Origin of the sequence: Brevibacterium marinum, assembly GCF_011927955.1 — a bacterium.
GTDB lineage: Bacteria > Actinomycetota > Actinomycetes > Actinomycetales > Brevibacteriaceae > Brevibacterium > Brevibacterium marinum.
On sequence record NZ_JAATJN010000001.1, the window covers coordinates 235266 to 252031 of the forward strand.

Here is a 16766-nt window from a genome sequence, read left to right on the forward strand (position 1 = left end):
GAATACCTTTCTTTGCTGCTTTGAGACTATTTTTCGCGGGCGAGCGAAAGAGTGGTCTTGGTGTCGGGGACGAGAAGCTCCTGTGTCGAGGCGAAGACGTGTGAGCGCATCGCGTTCTCCGCACCGAAGGGATCCTTCTCCTGGATGTGTGTCAGAATCAGCCGATGCTCTCCGCTCGAGGCGCTGACGCGACCGGGATGCTCGAGCGTCTTGCGAACCAACCTGAAGTAGGCCAACTGGTTCATCAGCCGTCCATACTGCTCGACGAGCTTGTTGTTGTCGGCGCCCAGGACGAGAGTCTCATGGAATTCCTTGACCTGCACGGCATAGGCATCCGCATCACCTGCCGCCGCGGACCGCTCCGACTCGTCGACATTGCGTTCGAGGATCTCCAGTTGAGCGCAGGGGCCTCTGCGCGCCATGAGCGCAGCACCCAAACCCTCGAGCACCTCTTTGAGCTGGAAGAGTTCGACGATCTCTCGCCGAGTCGGCTCCCTGACGAAGGTGCCCACTTTCGGCCGGATCTCAACGAGCCCCTCGAGCTGCAGCTGCTTGAGCACCTCTCGAATGGGCGTGCGGCTGACATCGAACTCCTGTGCCAAAGACACCTCCGACAGCGGCGCACCTGGCTCGAACTCACCAGTGGTGATCTTGTCCCTGAGCCGTGCCAACAACGTCGGTGCTGCTGATTCTGCGTTCACATGCATACAAGAAATCGTATGTTGCATACATCAAGAGGTCAACACCAAGGTGTGACGTTCAGCCTCAAATCCTTACCCTGAGCATACTCACGGCGCATTGTGGGGTCTACAGAGCATTCATGCACCAAATCCGCTTACACTATTGACACTTTGATGTGTACTGGACTACGTTTTCTGCCATGCAACAGAATCACAGAATGAACATAGAGCAAGCTTGGGAAGCTGCGTGGAACCGGGGTGAAGTCGATAGCCTCGACGCGATAGTCACGGACGGTTACCGGAGAGTGAGCAACTCCAGCGGGTCCACCGTCGGCCTGGGAGAGATCAAAGACGAGATCCGCTCCGTTCGCGCAGCGTTCCCTGACCTGAAGACAACCATCGACGAGTTCATCACCGAAGGAGACAAGGCGGTCATCTTCTGGACTTCGCGGGGCACCCACACCGAAGCACTGAAGGATGCGCCAGCTACCGGGAGATCTGTCATCAGCCGTGGTTCGAACGTCCTCGAAATCGCGGACGGACACGTCGCCAAGGAAACAGTGACGTGGGATTCGAGCGGGATCCTCGCCGATCTCGGTGTGAAATCGCTTTCGGCGGCAGACGAGTCCGCCAACGATGGCCTCGTCGTCGACAACCTCTCGGGAGAGCCCGATCAGGAGATGATGAAAGGCTTCAATCGAAAGTTCGTCACTGGTGTCACCGTCGTGACGACTAGGGACGAAGACCGGCCACGTGGGTTGGCAGTGAATGCCTACTGTTCAGTCTCAATCGAGCCCCCGCTGGTCATGGTCTGTGTGCAGAAGACCTCGTCGACCTACCCTGCCCTCTTCAAAGCCGATCATCTGGGAATCAACATCCTGTCAACGGGACAGCGTGCAACCGTCGGCACCTTCGCATCCAAGGCTGCAGACAAATTCGCCGATCTCGATTGGCATGGCGGCCCCTCGGGAAGTCCACTCATCGACGGCTCGTCAGCCGCTCTCGAAGCAGACATCAAAGAGCGCTTCCAGGCCAAAACACACACGATCTTCATTTGCCGGGTCCGTCATGCCGAGGTCACCGAAGCGGAGCCGATGGTGTACAAGGCAGGCAAGTTCTTCGACAGCGAAGATCTCACCGCAATTTGATCCGGGGGCTGCGCGAACACTATCTCGTTCGCGCAGCCTCTTGATCGTGTTCGACCGGCATCGGAGTAACACTGACGAGCGGCCACCGATCACTTGCGATTTTCCGTTTCAGCACCATTCCTGATGAGCCCAGGATCCCCTCGAACCCGAATTTGGAGACAACGATGTCGATGTTAGAAGATCACGAGATGCAGCGAAGCGATGCCCCGGAAGTCAGACATGGTACGGGCGCGGACGGAGAGGCCCGGCATCGTCGCTCGGTGGGGAGGGTCTTTCTGTGGTCAGTCGGATTCGTCATCGCATTCGTGCTCTGGGCGGCACTGTCTCCCGACAGTCTCGGCTCCATCATGGCCTCGGCGATGGATGCGGTGTCGTCCGGAATCGGCTGGATCTACCTGGTCGTTCCGTTTGCCGCGATCGTAATGCTCATCTGGTTCGCTGCGAGCCGATTCGGGCGCATTCGCCTCGGCTCCGAGGACTCTCGCCCCGAATACAGCACCGCATCATGGCTGGCCATGATTCTGGCCGCGGTTATGGGGATCGGGCTGGTCAGCTATGGGGTTGCGGAGCCGATGTCGCACTTCATGACACCTCCCCACGGCCTGGCGGAGCCCGAAACCATGAACGCAGCGATCCGGGCCATGCAGTTCTCCTACCTCGACTGGGGTTTCCAAGCCTGGGCGATCTTCGGGGTCTTCGGTTTGGCGATCGGCTACTCGACGCACCGGAAGGGCCGCCCGGCGCTGGTTTCGACGATGCTGCGTCCGGTGCTCGGCCGGTTCGTCGACGGTTGGGTCGGCAATTTCATAGATATCCTTACCATCATCGCTACCCTCTTCGGCACGACGACGTCGCTGGGCCTCGGCGCTTCGCAGATCGGCCAGGGTCTCAACACGGTCTTCGGCATCGAACCCACCATCATCCTGCAGATCATTGTCGTCGCAGTGCTGACACTCCTCTTCACCGGGTCCGCCCTGACGGGAGTGAGCCGAGGCATCAAATACATCTCTCAGATCACCTTGACCATGGCCACTGCCCTTGGGCTCTTCGTTTTCGTCACCGGTCCATCCGGCTTCGTGGCCAATCTCTTCGTCCGCTCCGTCGGTTCGTTCGCCGGCGATTTCCTGCAACTCAGCTTCTTGACACCGGCAAACGCCGCCGACAGCGAATGGATGCTCGGCTGGACCTACTTCATGATGGCCTGGTGGCTGTCCTGGAGCGCCTTCGTCGGAATCTTCCTGGCCAAGATCTCCAAGGGCCGGACGATCCGACAGTTCGTGACCGGTGTGCTCCTCGTTCCCAGCGCCGTCTTCTTCCTCTGGTTCACCATCATGGGAGGATCTGCAATCAAGTTCGATATGAGTGGTGCCTCGATCGGCGAGGCGACTCAGGACAATCTGGACACGGCGTTCTTCAGTCTGCTCGATCAGCTGCCGCTGTCGCTGCTGACCTCGATCTTCACAGTCCTCATGGTCATCCTCTTCTTCGTCTCCTCCGCGGATTCGAATACATTCGTGCTGAGCTCACTGTCCTCACGTGGGTCTTTCGAACCGCGACGACCTGTCATCGCCACATGGGGTGTCCTCACCGGGGCATGCGCAGTCGTTCTCCTTCTGCTCGGCGGACTCCAAGCACTTCAGCAGGCGGCGATGCTCTCGGCTGTGCCGTTCACTGTCATCGTCATCATCCTCGGAGTCGCGTTGATCAAGGAACTGCGCAACGACCATCAAATCGTCGACGAGATCGCTCGCGAGAGGCGCGTGCTGGGGCTCTGAGTCGCACCGATCCGAACATGTGGAACGCCGACGACGACGCCCGATCACTGCGCTGCACCGGGTAGATCACTAAATGTCGAGCGAACAAGCGATAGTCCCCGCTCTCGATGCCACCAAGTGGTCCACTCGTTATCGGCGCGCGCCTCATCGCAGCTTCGACGTCACCTCGGCGGCGGCCGCGAGGACCTGCTCCACGAGCGATTCTGTATCGGTGCCCTCGCTCAGCGCATCACCGGCGAGCGAGAGTCCGATGGCGGCGATCGGACGCGAGAGCACGTCGTAGACGGGGGCCGCGATCGTCGAGATCCCGGGGGTGACCTCCCCGTGTTCGATGGCCCAGCCGGCACGCCGGTCCTGGGCGAGGATCGCATTGAGCGCCTTGACAGTCGTCGGGCCTCGCCCCGTGCGGGTGACGAATCCGGACTCGGACTGGAGCATCGCCAGCACCTCCGACTTTGGCAGATTCGCCAGGATCGTCCGTCCGGTCGCGGTCAGGTAACTGGGCATGCGCACACCGGTGGCGGTGATGACCGCGACCGATTTCAGGGACTGCTCCTTGAGCACATACTCGGTCTCCCATCCGCGGATGACGGCCAGCTGTGCGGTCGCCGCAGTGTCGTCGGCCAGTTGCCGCACGATGGGCTGGGCCAACCTCTGCAGGGGGTTCGTGCGCAGATAGGAGCTTCCCAATTCGTGGACACCGGCCCCCAGGGCGTAACCGGATTCGGTGCGCACGACGAGCCCCAGCTCCTCGAGCACCGTGAGCAGCTCATAGGCACTCGAGCGCGGGATCTCCAGAGCCCGCACCAGAGCACCGGCGGTGATCGGACGGTTCGATGAGGCCAGATGCCGCAGAATCGCGATCGAGCGCCGCAGCGCCGGAACCTCAGCCACGGTTCAGTCCTCCATCCCCAGTGCCGCGAATGCCGCCCGGTACAACTCCGAAATCGACCCCAGTTCCGTATGCACGCCGTCGCGGACGCGGACGCAGGCCCCGCTGACGGTCATGTGCACATCCGCCGAGGTGGCCGAGAGGATGATCTGCTCCCCCACCGACCCGAAGGTGCGCATGCTGTCGGTCTCCAATGCGATGAAGTCGCAGGCCCTGCCCACGGCCAGCTCGCCGACGGGCAGGTCGAGGCTGCGTGCCCCGCCCGAGGTCAGGGCGGTGATGAGTTCGGCCGGGGAGAAGCGACCCCGCTGGCCCGATCGCAGGCGTTCGCCGGCCTCCATGCCCTGAGTCTCTCGCAGAGCGTCGAGGACGACATGCTGGTCGGAGCCGATCGAGATCGTGGCGCCGGCGTCGGCGAGCTCACGGGCCGGACCGATGCCGTCGGCCAGGTCGGCCTCCGTGCACGGGCACATGACGATCGACGCCCGCGACCCGCCCAAGCTCGCGATGTCGTCATCGCGCAGGTGCGTGGCATGGACAGCCGAGAGGTTCGCCGCAACGACACCGGAACGTGCGAAGACCTGCGTCGGTGTCGTGCCGTAGGCGACCTGGCAGGCTTCGTTCTCCGCCGGCTGCTCGGACAGGTGCACGTGCACGGGCCCGTCGAGCTCGGCGAACCTGGGCAGGTTGGCCGCCGGAACCGCGCGGATCGAATGGATTGCCGATCCCACATGCACGAAGCTCTCACCAGGCGCTCCGACCGGGAACTCAGTGGCAAAAGCCTTGGAAAGAGCGGCATGGCGGTCCATGTATCCGTCGATGGTTCCGTCGCCGAATCGAGCCTGCTCGTCTGAGAGCTCGGAGTCGATTCCGCCCGTGAGGTAACAGGTGTCGAGGAGTCGGATGCGCAAACCCGCCGAGGCGGCCGCCCGTGCCAGCGCCCGTTCCATCGCGTGGGTGTTCTCGTACGGAGTGCCGTCCGGTGCGTGGTGGACGTAGTGGAATTCGCCCACCGAGGTGTAGCCGCCGGCGAGCATCTCCGCGAAGACCGCGCGAGCCACCGTTTCGTAGTTCTCGGGGCTCAGCTTCGCGGCCACGGAATACATGACTTCGCGCCAGGTCCAGAAGGTCCCGCCGTCGCCGTGGGTGCGTCCGCGCAGGATGCGGTGGAAAGCGTGGGAGTGGGCGTTGACTCCACCTGGAAGGGTGAAGCCGGGAACCACCTCGGCGATGGTGGGTGGGGTCTCGATTCCGGTCTCGACCGAGGTCAGCGTCCCTGTGTCATCGGCGGTGAGCAGGACGCCGGTGACGACCTGTCCGCCGACCCAGGCGGATTCGCACCAGAAACGCGTGCTCATGACGCACCTCCTGCAGATCCCGGCGCTCCGGCAAGTCCCGATGCTTCGCCGACAGGCCCCGGCGAGTCGACAGGCCCCGACGAATCATCCGAGGCGTCCACCCCGAGCTCTCTTTCGAGGACCTTGACCAGCGCGCTGACGCCGGCCCGCTGGTCGTCGACCTCGCAGGCCTCTTCCGGAGCGTGGGAGACGCCGGTCGGGTTGCGCACGTAGAGCATCGCCGAAGGCACATGCGGGGCGAGGATGCCGGCGTCGTGCCCGGCGCCCGAGGGCAGCAGCGGCGCGTTCGGCAGCACCGAGGTCAGCCGTGAGTTGAGTTCCGCGGTGAAGTGGGTCGTCGGCGAGTACGACTCCTGGGAGATGGACACCTCGACGCCGGTGCCGTCAGCGTGCTCGCGGGCTCGGGCGCTGATCTCCTCGAGGACCTGCTGGACGACGGTGTCGTCGGCGTGACGGATGTCGAGCCAGAAGCTCATGCCCGAGGCGATGACATTGGTCCCGCCCGGATGGATGAGCGTCCGACCCACGGTGGCCACCGCTTGGTCGTGGCTGGCCGCGAGGATCGGGATGTCGCCGATGGCGCGGCTGCCGGCCACCACCGGATCTGCGCGATGACCCATCGGTGTCGTACCTGCGTGGTTGCCCTGTCCGGAGAAGGAGAAGTGCCAGCGGCCGTGGCCGATGATCGAGGAGCCGATCGCCACAGGCTGGTCGGTGTTGATCAGACCGATGCCCTGTTCGACGTGGAGTTCGATGAAGGATCCGACCGTCGACAGCCTGGAGTGGTCGGTGCCGATGCGGTTCGGGTCGAGGCCGTAGCCGGCCGCGACGTCGGCAAAGGTGTCGCCAGCGGCATCTTTGAGTCCCAACGCGCGGTCTGCTTCGATGGCGCCGGTGATCAGCCGCGATCCGAGACAGGCCACGCCGAAGCGCGAGCCTTCTTCTTCGGGGAACACGGCGAGCGCCAGCGGACGCCGAGCACGTTCGAGCGCTCCGGAAGCCTTGAGTTCATCGAAGGCAGCCAGCGCCGAGGCGACGCCGAGGGGCCCGTCGAAGGCTCCCCCACCAGGCACGGAGTCCAGGTGGGACCCGGTGACGACGGCGTTCTCACCGGGCGCGGTCGCCCATGCCCAGGTGATGCCGTTGTCATCGATCTCGGTCTCGAGGCCACGTCGGGCCGCCTCGGCGAGGAACCAGTCACGCAGCTCTCGCTCGGTGTCCGAGAACCCGGGGCGCTGGTAGCCGGCACCACGAGCGTCACGACCGGTGCCTTCGATCTGCGCCAGGAGGGAGACGACGTCACTCATCTCAGTTGGCTCCGTCCGAATCGTTCGATCCCGAGCCGGCGGCGCCGACTGAACCGTCGGTGCCGACCTCGTCCCTGTGGGTCGTCGCGGCGTCCGTTCCCGATGCCTCGGCGGCTGCGTCGAGGTTGCCCAGGGCGGTGAAATCGGGGTCGTCGACGGCCGGTGATCCGCCTTCGGGCAGCCAGGTCCCGGCCGCCTCGGTGACGGTGTGCTGCAGCGGCGAGACCGACTCTGCGGCTGCGACGAGCGAACCGTCCTTCACCTTGGCGATCGTCTCAGCGAGCTCCGGGGACAGGAACCGGTCGGGCCCGGGGCCGGGCACGGTCTCACGGATCGTGGAGATCACGGCACCGGTGACCGGTGCCAGGGCGGCCTCGCGCATGTCGCAGGCCCGGGAAGCGGCATAGAACTCGATGCCGACGACGCTGGCGAGGTTGTCGACGACCTTGCGCAGCTTGCGGGCGGCCGACCAGCCCATGGACACGTGGTCTTCCTGCATGGCCGAGGACGGGATCGAATCCACCGAGGCGGGGGCGGCGCCTCGTTTGGCTTCGGAGACCATGGCGGCCTGTGTGTAGTGGGCGATCATCAGGCCCGAGTCGACCCCGGCGTCGTCGGCGAGGAACGGGGTCAGATCCTGGTTGCGGGTCACGTCCATCATGCGGTCGGTGCGGCGTTCGGACATCGAGGCGACGTCGGCTGAGACGATGGCGAGGAAGTCCAGCGCGTGGGCCAGGGGTGCGCCGTGGAAGTTGCCGTTGGAGGAGACCATTCCGTTGGTGAGCACGACCGGGTTGTCGATGGCCGCACGCAGTTCGCGTTCGGCGACCTGCGTGGCGAAGGCCACGGCGTCACGGGCGGCGCCGTTGACCTGCGGGGCGCAGCGCATCGAGTACGCGTCCTGGACGAGATGCGTGGAATCGCGGTGGCTGGCGGTGATGCCGGAGTCCTTGAGGGATGTCAGCATGTTCGCGGCGGCAGCGGATTGGCCGTCGTGGGGGCGCAGCGCGTAGTGGAGTTCGGGGGCGAAGACCGCGTCGGTGCCGAAGAGTCCTTCGATGCTCATGGCCGCGGAGACGTCGACGGCGGTGAGCAGGTTCTCGAGGTCGGCCAGGGCCATGATGAGCATGCCCAACATGCCGTCGGTGCCGTTGACGAGCGCGAGGCCTTCCTTCTCGGCCAGGGTGACAGGGGTGATGCCGGCGGCCGCGAGGATCTCATCGGCGGGACCGGCGACACCGTCGGGCCCCTCGGCGACGCCTTCGCCCATGACGACGAGCGCACAGGCCGACAGCGGCGCGAGGTCGCCCGAGCAGCCCAGCGAACCGTATTCGTGGACGACCGGGGTGATGCCGGCGTTGAGGAGGTCGACGTAGGTTTGGAGCACCTCGGCGCGGACACCCGCCCGGCCGGTGGCCAAGGTGCGGGCACGCAGCAGCATCAGCGCCCGGACGACTTCCCGTTCGACGGGTTCGCCGACGCCGGCGGCGTGTGAGCGGATGAGGGACTTCTGCAGCTGGGTGCGCAGTTCGGCGGGGATGTGCCGTTGAGCGAGTGCCCCGAAGCCGGTGGAGACACCGTAGACGGGCTTCGGTGCGGAGGCGAGCGCGTCGATGGCTTCGCGGTACTTGTTCACCCGCGCCAGAGTGGCCTCGCTCAGGTTGACCTGCGCGTCATGGCGGGCGACGTCGACGACCTGGGCGAATGTGAGTGTGTCGGGGTCGAGATCGATGAAGTCTGACATCTGGGACCTTTCGGTTGGGTGGGTGAAACGTTCGTGTGGTGCTGTTATGCGCTTCGTGTGGTGGCTTTAGACGGTGAAAGCGCGGACGTGCCCATGGCGTCTGTGCGTCTCAGACCTGTGGGCGGTTGTCGGCGACGAGCTCGCCATCGCGGTAGACCCGTTCGACCAACTGGACGCCCGGCCGGTAGGCCAGGTGCCGGTAGCTGGGGGCGTCGAGGACGACGAGATCGGCCCGAGCACCGGCGCCGAGGTGGCCGACGTCGGGCCGCTGCAGGGCGTTGGCACCACCGGCGGTGACCGCCCATACGGCCTGTTCGACGGTGAAGTGCATATCTCGCACGCCGATGGCGATGGCGAAGGGGATGCTGTTGGAGAATCCCGATCCCGGGTTGCAGTCGGTGGCGATCGCCAGCCTCACGCCCGCGCCGATGTAGCGGCGGGCGTCGGGGTAGGGCTGCCGGGTGGAGAATTCGATGCCCGGCAGCAGCGTGACGACGGTGCCGGCCTGAGCCAGGACCGCGAGATCCTCATCAGAGGCGAAGGTCGCGTGGTCGACGGACACGCACCCCAGTTCGGCACCGAGCTTGAGCGCTCCCCCGTCGGTGAGCTGGTTCGCGTGCAGACGCGGCTTCATGCCCGCGGCCTTGCCGGCTTCGATGATGCGTCGCGTCTGCTCCTCGGTGAAGGCGCCCTTCTCACAGAAGACGTCGATCCACTTCGCCTGCCCGGTCGCGGCCGGGATGATCTCGTCGATGACGAGGTCGACGTAGGCCTCCGGGTTCTCCTTGTACTCGGGTGGGACCACGTGAGCGGCGATGAGCGTGGATTCCTCGGTGTGCCGATTGATGATCCGCAGCGCCCGCAGCTCGTCCTCGCGCGTCAGCCCGTACCCGGACTTGACCTCGAAGGTCGTGGTGCCCTGCCGGGTGGCCTGATCGAGCAGGTGGACGAAGTTGGCCTCGAGCTCCGCCTCGCTGGCGGCGCGGGTGGCGGCGACGGTGGTCGCGATGCCCCCGGCCGAGTACTTCTGTCCGGCCATGCGCGCGGCGAACTCCGCTGACCGGTCGCCGGCGAAGATGAGGTGGTTGTGACTGTCGACGAACCCCGGAACGACGGCCTTGCCGCCCAGGTCGATCGTCTCGAGCTCCACTCCCCCGCTCGCCGAGGTGAGGGTGCCGTTTTCGATGTCATCGTCGTCGAGGGTCGTGGCCGACGCCGACTCTTCCCTGGTCTCGCCGAGGTGATCCCTGACGGCGCTGTCCGCCTGAGCGGACGGTCCCGACCACAGGATCCGGCCATCGTCGATGAGCACGGCGGCGTCGTCGATGACGTTGAGGGCGCCGAGGCTGTCGAGGTCGTTGACGACCAGTTCACTGATCCCGGTGATGATCTGCACGGGTGAGGTCCTTCGCGATCGAGGGCGGTTCACTCTCAGTATGGACCGCGCAAGGCTCCAGCTGAACCGTGATCGACGAATTTTGTCCGACATTTCGGACAGTTCGTGATCGCGGCCTCACACCCCTGTCATCCGGCGCGACGCGGCGCTGAAGTACTGACGTGCATCACTCTGCGGAACAGTACACAGGTTGCAACCGATGTACTGTTCCGCAGGATGAATCGTCGCGAAGAGCAGCGCCTCGGCGCCGTCGCGCAGTGCCGTGTGGGCGATGAGGGACACGACGCCCCAGAAGGTCTGCGAGTCGATTCTTGGGAGCACGTGGGCGCTGCCGCCGAGCATGAGCGACGAGACCGCTCCGGGCAGCGCGCCGCTCCGGACAGCAGACTACTCCGGCAGCGGGCCGTTGCAGTGGAACACGGGCAGCACGAGGAGGCTGCAGACGCCGCCCCCGAACTTGAGCCCGTTGAGGATCGACCGCCCCATGGCCGAACACACAGAGCTCGGCACGTGCATCATTCTGCGGAACAGTACACGGGCTGCAACCTGTGTACTGTTCCGCAGGATGAGTAAGCGCGAGTCGACCGCCAACGCTGCGGCGATCCGAACTGCACTGAGACCCTTACTGCGCGGCGGACTCCTCGTCACGCTGGTCCAGTTCGGGAATCATGGGCACGCGCTGGCCGCGTTCGACGGCGACCTCGGCGGCACGGTCGTAGCCGGCGTCGACGTGGCGGATGACTCCCATGCCCGGGTCGTTGGTGAGCAGGCGGGCCAGTTTCTGCCCGGCCAGCTCGGTGCCGTCGGCCACGGAGACCTGTCCGGCGTGGATCGAGCGGCCGATGCCGACGCCGCCGCCGTGGTGGATGGAGACCCAGGTGGCACCCGAAGAGGTGTTGACCAGTGCGTTGAGCAGCGGCCAGTCGGCCACGGCGTCGGTGCCATCACACATGGATTCGGTCTCGCGGTAGGGGCTGGCGACCGAACCCGAGTCGAGGTGGTCGCGGCCGATGACGATCGGGGCAGAGATCTTGCCCTCGGCGACCAGCCGGTTGAACAGCAGTCCGGCCTGCTGGCGTTCCTTGTAGCCGAGCCAGCAGATGCGGGCCGGCAGGCCCTCGAACTCGACGTATTCGTTCGCGGCGTCGAGCCAGGTGGCCAGATGCTCGTTGTCCGGGAAGAGCTCCTTGAGCGCGGCGTCGGTGACCTCGATGTCCTTGGGATCACCGGACATGGCGACCCAGCGGAACGGTCCGAGACCCTCACAGAAGAGGGGACGGATATAGGCGGGGACGAAGCCGGGGAATTCGAAGGCGCGGTCGTAGCCGGCCTTGCGAGCCTCGTCGCGGATCGAGTTGCCGTAGTCGAAGACCTCGGCACCGCGGTCCTGGAATTCGACCATGGCACGCACGTGCTTGGCCATGGACTCCTCGGCACGGATGGTGAACTTCTCCGCATCCTGTTCGGCCTCGTCGTGCCAGTCGTCGACGCTGACGCCGATGGGCAGGTAGGACAATGGGTCGTGGGCCGAGGTCTGGTCGGTGACGATGTCGACCTCCGCCGCCTCGTCGCGATCGAGGATGAGCGGCAGGATCTCGGCGGCGTTGCCGACGAGTCCCACGGACAGGGCCTGCTTGTTCCTCTTGGCCTCGATGACCTTGGCCAGCGCGGTGTCGAGATCGGTTTCGACGTCGTCGAGGTAGCGCTTGGACTTGCGGCGGTCGAGGCGGGTCTTGTCGACGTCGATGATGAGGCAGGCTCCACCGTTGAGTGTGACCGACAGGGGCTGGGCTCCGCCCATGCCGCCACAGCCGCCCGTGATGGTCAGAGTCCCGGCCAGCGTTCCGTCGAAGCGCTTGTGGGCGATGGCGCCGAAGGTCTCGTAGGTGCCCTGGAGGATGCCCTGGGTGGCGATGTAGATCCACGAGCCGGCCGTCATCTGGCCGTACATCATCAGGCCTTCGGCCTCGAGCTCACGGAAGTGCTCCCAGTTGGCCCAGTCGCCGACGAGGTTGGAGTTGGCGATGAGCACGCGCGGGGCCCATTTGTGGGTGCGCATGACGCCGACGGGCTTGCCCGACTGGACGAGGAGGGTTTCGTCGTCCTCGAGATCGTCGAGGGTCTTGACGATCGCGTCGTAGGCTTCCCAGGAGCGGGCGGCGCGTCCGGTTCCGCCGTAGACGACGAGATCCTCGGGACGTTCGGCGACCTCGGGGTCGAGGTTGTTCATGAGCATGCGCTTGGGGGCTTCGGTCTGCCAGGACTTGGCGCTGATCTGGGTGCCGCGGTCTGCTCTGATCACGCGGGTGGGGTCGTGCTGGGTGAAAGTCGGCTTCGTGGTCATGTGACTCTCCTCGTCGTTCGGCGGGCTGGTTCGTCTGCTGATGCGCGATGCCGGTGTCCGGTGGAGCAGAATCACTCCATTGCTGAGCTGCGGAAGCAAGAGGTTCCCTGCTCACCGGCATCGCCGCTGTCTACACATTCCATTCTGACGATTCCGCGCAGAAGCGAAAGTGGCGTGAGTCAAGTTATGTCCGAAATATCGGACATTATTTATGCCACATACTTCTCAATCGAGACGCAATCGATTCTGTAAGTAAAGGTGAAAAAGGCATAGGCTGACCACCAACAGCCCCGAATCTCCGAGCATCTGAGAAGAGGAACAACGATGTTCATCGCGCCCACTGCAGTCGTCGCAGCCACCGAGTCACAGGCCCTCGCCACGACCCGTGCCCGGGCCCAGAGCTGGCGTTCGAAGGAGATCGGAATCCCCGATCGCGAGCTCACCGACCAGGCGCTCAGCGACCTCTCCGCCACCGCGGTCAACCTCGGGGAACCGTCCTTCGAACGGACCATCACAGCGATCCAGGCCAGCCGCACGGGCGAGACCCCGATCGTCCCCGACATCGTCTCCGCCTCGGAGATCATCCTCGAATTCCTCAGAGCCTCCAGGATCGACGGTTGGCTCTACGTGCGCGAATCCGACGGCTATGTCCACCCGTACCTCGTCATGAGCATCGAGTTGGAAAATGGCGACAAGACCCGCGGACCACGCGTGAAGATCACTCTCGAGGCCGACAATCCGACGGTCAAGCGTCCCTCCCGCGTGCCCAAGGTCCTCTACTTCGAGGACACGGAGATCGTCGGGAAGACACCCGAGGAGGCGCTCACCTCGGCGGGGGTCTTCCGCGAGAATCAAGCACTCAAAGACGAATACGTCGCTCGTCGCAGTGTATTCAAGGAGATCATCGATCACGGATTCGGCTCCCAGTACATCTTCACCGGACGCGCCATCCGCACCGACGATCATCGGGCATCGAACCGGCGCAGCGGACGCAAGATCGTCAACGACGTCGCCCCCGATGAGATCGCCGGCCTGCGCGGGGCGAGCGCCTCGGCGCTCTTCAATGAGGGCGAATACGGGAATATCCCCCTGCTCACAGCCGTGCGCGTCTTCGACCTCGCCGCGCAGGACTATCTCGACGTCAACACCGGAGACCTCGAGGAATACGCCTACGATCCGGGGCTGCAGGACAAACTCGTCCTCCCCGACGAGCAGCGCGAGCTGCTGACCATCCTCACCTCGGACATCGGCGTCTTCACCGGCGACATCATCGACGGCAAGTCCGCCGGCAACGTCATCCTCGCCAAAGGTCGGCCCGGAGTCGGCAAGACCCTGACCGCCGAGGTGTACGCCGAGGTGATCGGCAAACCGCTGTACTCGATCCACTCCGGGTCCCTGGGCATCACCCCCGAGGCCGTGCGGAAGAACCTCGAGATCATCTTCGATCGCGCCAAGCGCTGGAACGCCGTGCTCCTCCTCGACGAGGCCGACGTCTTCGTTCTCGAACGCGGGCTCGACCTGACCCAGAACGCGATCGTCGCTGAGTTCCTGCGCACCCTCGAATACTTCGATGGGCTGCTCTTCCTCACCACGAACCGCACCGACGGCGTCGACGAGGCGATCCTCGCCCGCTGCGCGGCAGTCATCGAATACCACGCTCCCGGCCCCGAGGACGCCCGCCAGATCTGGCAGATCATGGCCCGCGGCAATGATGTCGAGCTCGACCCCGAGCTCCTCGGTCGCCTGGTCCGTGAATTCACCGACATCACCGCCCGCGACATCAAGATGGTGCTGCGCCTGGCCCTGCGCATCGCCGCCCACCGCGGTGCGACCCTGAGCTTCGACGACTTCGTCCATGCCGCCCACTTCCGCGGCATCCATACCGCCGACGAGGCCGGCTCCGCAGCCGAGTCCGATTCCTCGGACGACGCCCGGACACCGGACAGGACCGGCACAGACCAGAGCGCGTCCAGGCAGGTTCAGCCGGCATGATGCTCGAGACCCGCCAGCTGCAGTACTTCGCCACCGTTGCCGAGGAGCGTCATTTCGGCAAGGCAGCGGAGCGGCTCAATCTGGCCCAGCCCTATCTCTCGCAGCAGATCCGCAAACTCGAGCGCCAGCTGGGCACCACCCTGCTCAACCGCACCACCCGCACGGTCTCCCTCACCTCGGCGGGAAGCCACCTCCTCGAGCAGGCCCGCCGGGTCCTGGCCGAACTCGACACCTTGGGTTCCGAGGTCCAACTCATCGGCGCCGGGCTCAAGGGTCCGCTGCGTCTCGGCTTCACCGGATCCACGACCTACGGCGTGATGCCGCAGGTCGTGCGCCGCACATCCCTGGCCGCTCCACGACTGCAGTTGGGCGTCAGCGGCGAGATGACCACGCCACGGCTCGTCTCCCAGCTGCTCGAACGCAGCATCGACATCGCGCTTCTGCGCTACAGCTCCCCCATGAAGGGCCTGAGTTACCAGGTGCTCGGAGACGAAACCTGCATCCTTGCGGTGCCGACCGGCTCTCCGCTGGACGACCTCGAGTCGATCACGGCCGCGGAGCTCGCCGACCATTCCCTGGTCGGCTACCCGGAGAACTCCGTGGTGTCGGCGACCACGACCATGTTCCTCTCCGAGCACTCGGCTTCTCCCGACTACTCGATCCGCGCCTCGGAGACTTCGACGCTCATGTCGCTGGTCGCGGCCGGCCTGGGGCCCGCCATCGTCCCCCGCACGGCCGCAGCCTTGGAGATCCCCGGAGTCCACTTCCGCGAGATCGCCGAGGCTCCCCGCACCGAACTCGCGCTCGCGTGGCGCACGAACGAAGAGACCCAGACCGTGTCCCGTATGGCCCGGATCATCGCCGAGGTGGTCTCCGACGTCATCGACGAAGCACCGTCCGAAGCGGCGACACCACCGGCCGAGCCGGCCGAACCGGCCGAACCGGCCGAACCGGCCGAGCCGGGCGAGCCGGCTGCACCATCGACCGATCCGGTGGAGACACCCGCCGAACCGAAGGAGAGCGCATCGTGAAGATCACCCACCTGGAGACGGTGCCCTACCGGGTCCCGATGAGGAAGCCGCTGAAGTTCGCCAGCGGCGAGGTCCACCACATCGAACACGTGCTCCTGCGCCTCCATACGGACGAGGGACTCGTCGGCAACGCGGATATCCCCCCGCGCCCCTACACCTACGGTGAGACCGTCGAGTCGGTCGTCGCCGTCATCAACACGGTCTTCGCCGAGGCGCTCATCGGTGCCGATCCCCTCGACCGCGGAGCCGTCCACGCGAAACTGCACCGCACGATCGGCAATCAGACGGCCAAGGGCGGAGTCGACATCGCCCTCTGGGACCTCATCGGACAGGCATATTCCACTCCCGTCCACCGCCTCCTCGGCGGATTCTCCTCCTCGATCGAGGTCTCCCACATGCTCGGGTTCTCCCCCACCCAGAAGGTCGTCGACGAGGCGCTGTCCTTCACGGAGAACTACGGGGTGCAGTCGTTCAAAATCAAGGTCGGCCGCCGCCCGGTCTCCCTCGACGTCGACCTTGTCGCCGCTCTGCGCGAGGCCCTGGGCCCCGACGCGCTCCTCTACCTCGACGCGAACCGCGGCTGGAACGCCACCGAGGCGTCTCAGATGCTCGCGGCCACCGCCGACCTCGACCTGCGCTTCTTCGAAGAGCCCAACGACGCCGCCGAGGTGCTCACCCGCCGTGGCCTGGTGACGAACTCACCGATTCCGATCGTCGCCGACGAATCGGCCCCCAACCTCGGCGATGCCGCACGCGAGATCCATACGGGAGGAGCCAACGCCCTGTCGATCAAGACGGCGCGCACCGGATTCACGGAATCCCAGAAGATCCTGTCCTTCGCCGAGGCACTCGGCCTCGACGTGCTCATGGGCAACCAGATCGACACCCAGCTGGGCAGCGTGGCCACTGTGACCTTCGGTGCGGCCTTCGAACACTCCTCCCGGTACCCGGCGGAGATGTCGAACTTCCTCGACATGGCCGACGACCTCATCGCATCCCCGCTGGAGATCAGGGACGGACGGATCCACGCACCGACCGTCCCCGGTGCCGGCACCGCCGTCGACGAGGACAAACTCGCCCACTTCCGCGTCGACTGAGG

General features: G+C 65.3%; 14 protein-coding genes. 5 read left to right on the forward strand and 9 right to left on the reverse strand.

Annotation, left to right across the window (positions count from 1 at the left end; translation table 11 throughout):
* Positions 1 to 26: 26 nt before the first annotated feature.
* The gene (locus BKA07_RS01015) at positions 27 to 707 is read right to left on the reverse strand and encodes a GntR family transcriptional regulator (protein ID WP_167949244.1); all 681 of its coding nucleotides are present in this window, start codon (positions 705 to 707) and stop codon (positions 27 to 29) included.
* Between the two features lie 191 nt (positions 708 to 898).
* On the opposite strand from BKA07_RS01015, the gene BKA07_RS01020 reads away from it, so the two are divergent.
* Both BKA07_RS01020 and BKA07_RS01025 read left to right on the forward strand, forming a co-directional pair.
* Positions 899 to 1828 (forward strand): flavin reductase, encoded by a 930-nt coding sequence (locus BKA07_RS01020; protein ID WP_245161789.1) that lies wholly within the window; start codon positions 899 to 901, stop codon positions 1826 to 1828.
* A gap of 260 nt (positions 1829 to 2088) precedes the next feature.
* Positions 2089 to 3603 (forward strand): BCCT family transporter, encoded by a 1515-nt coding sequence (locus BKA07_RS01025; protein WP_342448951.1) that lies wholly within the window; start codon positions 2089 to 2091, stop codon positions 3601 to 3603.
* A gap of 144 nt (positions 3604 to 3747) precedes the next feature.
* Here BKA07_RS01025 and BKA07_RS01030 read toward each other — a convergent pair whose 3' ends face one another.
* The 8 genes from BKA07_RS01030 to hutU all read right to left on the reverse strand — a co-directional run bounded on the left by BKA07_RS01030 (position 3748) and on the right by hutU (position 12644).
* Positions 3748 to 4497 (reverse strand): IclR family transcriptional regulator domain-containing protein, encoded by a 750-nt coding sequence (locus BKA07_RS01030; RefSeq protein ID WP_167949247.1) that lies wholly within the window; start codon positions 4495 to 4497, stop codon positions 3748 to 3750.
* Between the two features lie 3 nt (positions 4498 to 4500).
* Positions 4501 to 5853: a formimidoylglutamate deiminase gene (locus BKA07_RS01035; protein ID WP_167949248.1), complete on the reverse strand. Its 1353-nt coding sequence runs from the start codon at positions 5851 to 5853 to the stop codon at positions 4501 to 4503.
* On the reverse strand, positions 5850 to 7160 hold the full coding sequence (locus tag BKA07_RS01040) for an allantoate amidohydrolase (RefSeq protein WP_245161790.1): 1311 nt from the start codon (positions 7158 to 7160) through the stop codon (positions 5850 to 5852). Before BKA07_RS01040 ends, BKA07_RS01035 begins: the two co-directional genes overlap by 4 nt.
* A 1-nt stretch (position 7161) precedes the next feature.
* Positions 7162 to 8904 carry a histidine ammonia-lyase gene (gene hutH / locus BKA07_RS01045; RefSeq protein WP_167949249.1) on the reverse strand — a complete coding sequence of 581 codons (1743 nt, stop codon included), beginning with the start codon at positions 8902 to 8904 and terminating at the stop codon, positions 7162 to 7164.
* Positions 8905 to 9013: 109 nt separating this feature from the next.
* Complete coding sequence (hutI, locus tag BKA07_RS01050; RefSeq protein ID WP_342448952.1) at positions 9014 to 10300, reverse strand: imidazolonepropionase; 1287 nt, start codon at positions 10298 to 10300, stop codon at positions 9014 to 9016.
* A 117-nt stretch (positions 10301 to 10417) separates the two neighbouring features.
* On the reverse strand, positions 10418 to 10642 hold the full coding sequence (locus BKA07_RS01055) for a hypothetical protein (RefSeq protein WP_167949250.1): 225 nt from the start codon (positions 10640 to 10642) through the stop codon (positions 10418 to 10420).
* A gap of 45 nt (positions 10643 to 10687) precedes the next feature.
* A complete protein-coding gene (locus BKA07_RS19465) occupies positions 10688 to 10810 on the reverse strand; it encodes a hypothetical protein (RefSeq protein WP_280712822.1) in 123 nt (40 codons plus the stop codon).
* 112 nt (positions 10811 to 10922) lie between these two features.
* Positions 10923 to 12644: a urocanate hydratase gene (gene hutU, locus BKA07_RS01060; RefSeq protein ID WP_167949251.1), complete on the reverse strand. Its 1722-nt coding sequence runs from the start codon at positions 12642 to 12644 to the stop codon at positions 10923 to 10925.
* A 324-nt stretch (positions 12645 to 12968) separates the two neighbouring features.
* Between hutU and BKA07_RS01065 the strand changes: the two genes are divergently transcribed.
* The 3 genes from BKA07_RS01065 to BKA07_RS01075 are packed head-to-tail and all read left to right on the forward strand — an operon-like array spanning position 12969 to position 16764.
* On the forward strand, positions 12969 to 14636 hold the full coding sequence (locus tag BKA07_RS01065; protein ID WP_167949252.1) for an AAA family ATPase: 1668 nt from the start codon (positions 12969 to 12971) through the stop codon (positions 14634 to 14636).
* Positions 14633 to 15667: a LysR substrate-binding domain-containing protein gene (locus tag BKA07_RS01070; protein ID WP_167949253.1), complete on the forward strand. Its 1035-nt coding sequence runs from the start codon at positions 14633 to 14635 to the stop codon at positions 15665 to 15667. The genes BKA07_RS01065 and BKA07_RS01070 overlap by 4 nt, the downstream gene beginning before the upstream one ends.
* Positions 15664 to 16764: an enolase C-terminal domain-like protein gene (locus tag BKA07_RS01075; protein WP_167949254.1), complete on the forward strand. Its 1101-nt coding sequence runs from the start codon at positions 15664 to 15666 to the stop codon at positions 16762 to 16764. The genes BKA07_RS01070 and BKA07_RS01075 overlap by 4 nt, the downstream gene beginning before the upstream one ends.
* Positions 16765 to 16766: the final 2 nt, after the last annotated feature.

What these genes read in the sequence shown, in the direction of transcription:
- BKA07_RS01015 (WP_167949244.1), bottom strand. Translation starts at nt 707, where the DNA reads ATGCATGTGAACGCAGAATCAGCAGCACCGACGTTGTTGGCACGGCTC.
- BKA07_RS01020 (WP_245161789.1), top strand. Translation starts at nt 899, where the DNA reads ATGAACATAGAGCAAGCTTGGGAAGCTGCGTGGAACCGGGGTGAAGTC.
- BKA07_RS01035 (WP_167949248.1), bottom strand. Translation starts at nt 5,853, where the DNA reads ATGAGCACGCGTTTCTGGTGCGAATCCGCCTGGGTCGGCGGACAGGTC.
- BKA07_RS01040 (WP_245161790.1), bottom strand. Translation starts at nt 7,160, where the DNA reads ATGAGTGACGTCGTCTCCCTCCTGGCGCAGATCGAAGGCACCGGTCGT.
- hutH (WP_167949249.1), bottom strand. Translation starts at nt 8,904, where the DNA reads ATGTCAGACTTCATCGATCTCGACCCCGACACACTCACATTCGCCCAG.
- BKA07_RS01055 (WP_167949250.1), bottom strand. Translation starts at nt 10,642, where the DNA reads ATGCTCGGCGGCAGCGCCCACGTGCTCCCAAGAATCGACTCGCAGACC.
- hutU (WP_167949251.1), bottom strand. Translation starts at nt 12,644, where the DNA reads ATGACCACGAAGCCGACTTTCACCCAGCACGACCCCACCCGCGTGATC.
- BKA07_RS01065 (WP_167949252.1), top strand. Translation starts at nt 12,969, where the DNA reads ATGTTCATCGCGCCCACTGCAGTCGTCGCAGCCACCGAGTCACAGGCC.
- BKA07_RS01070 (WP_167949253.1), top strand. Translation starts at nt 14,633, where the DNA reads ATGATGCTCGAGACCCGCCAGCTGCAGTACTTCGCCACCGTTGCCGAG.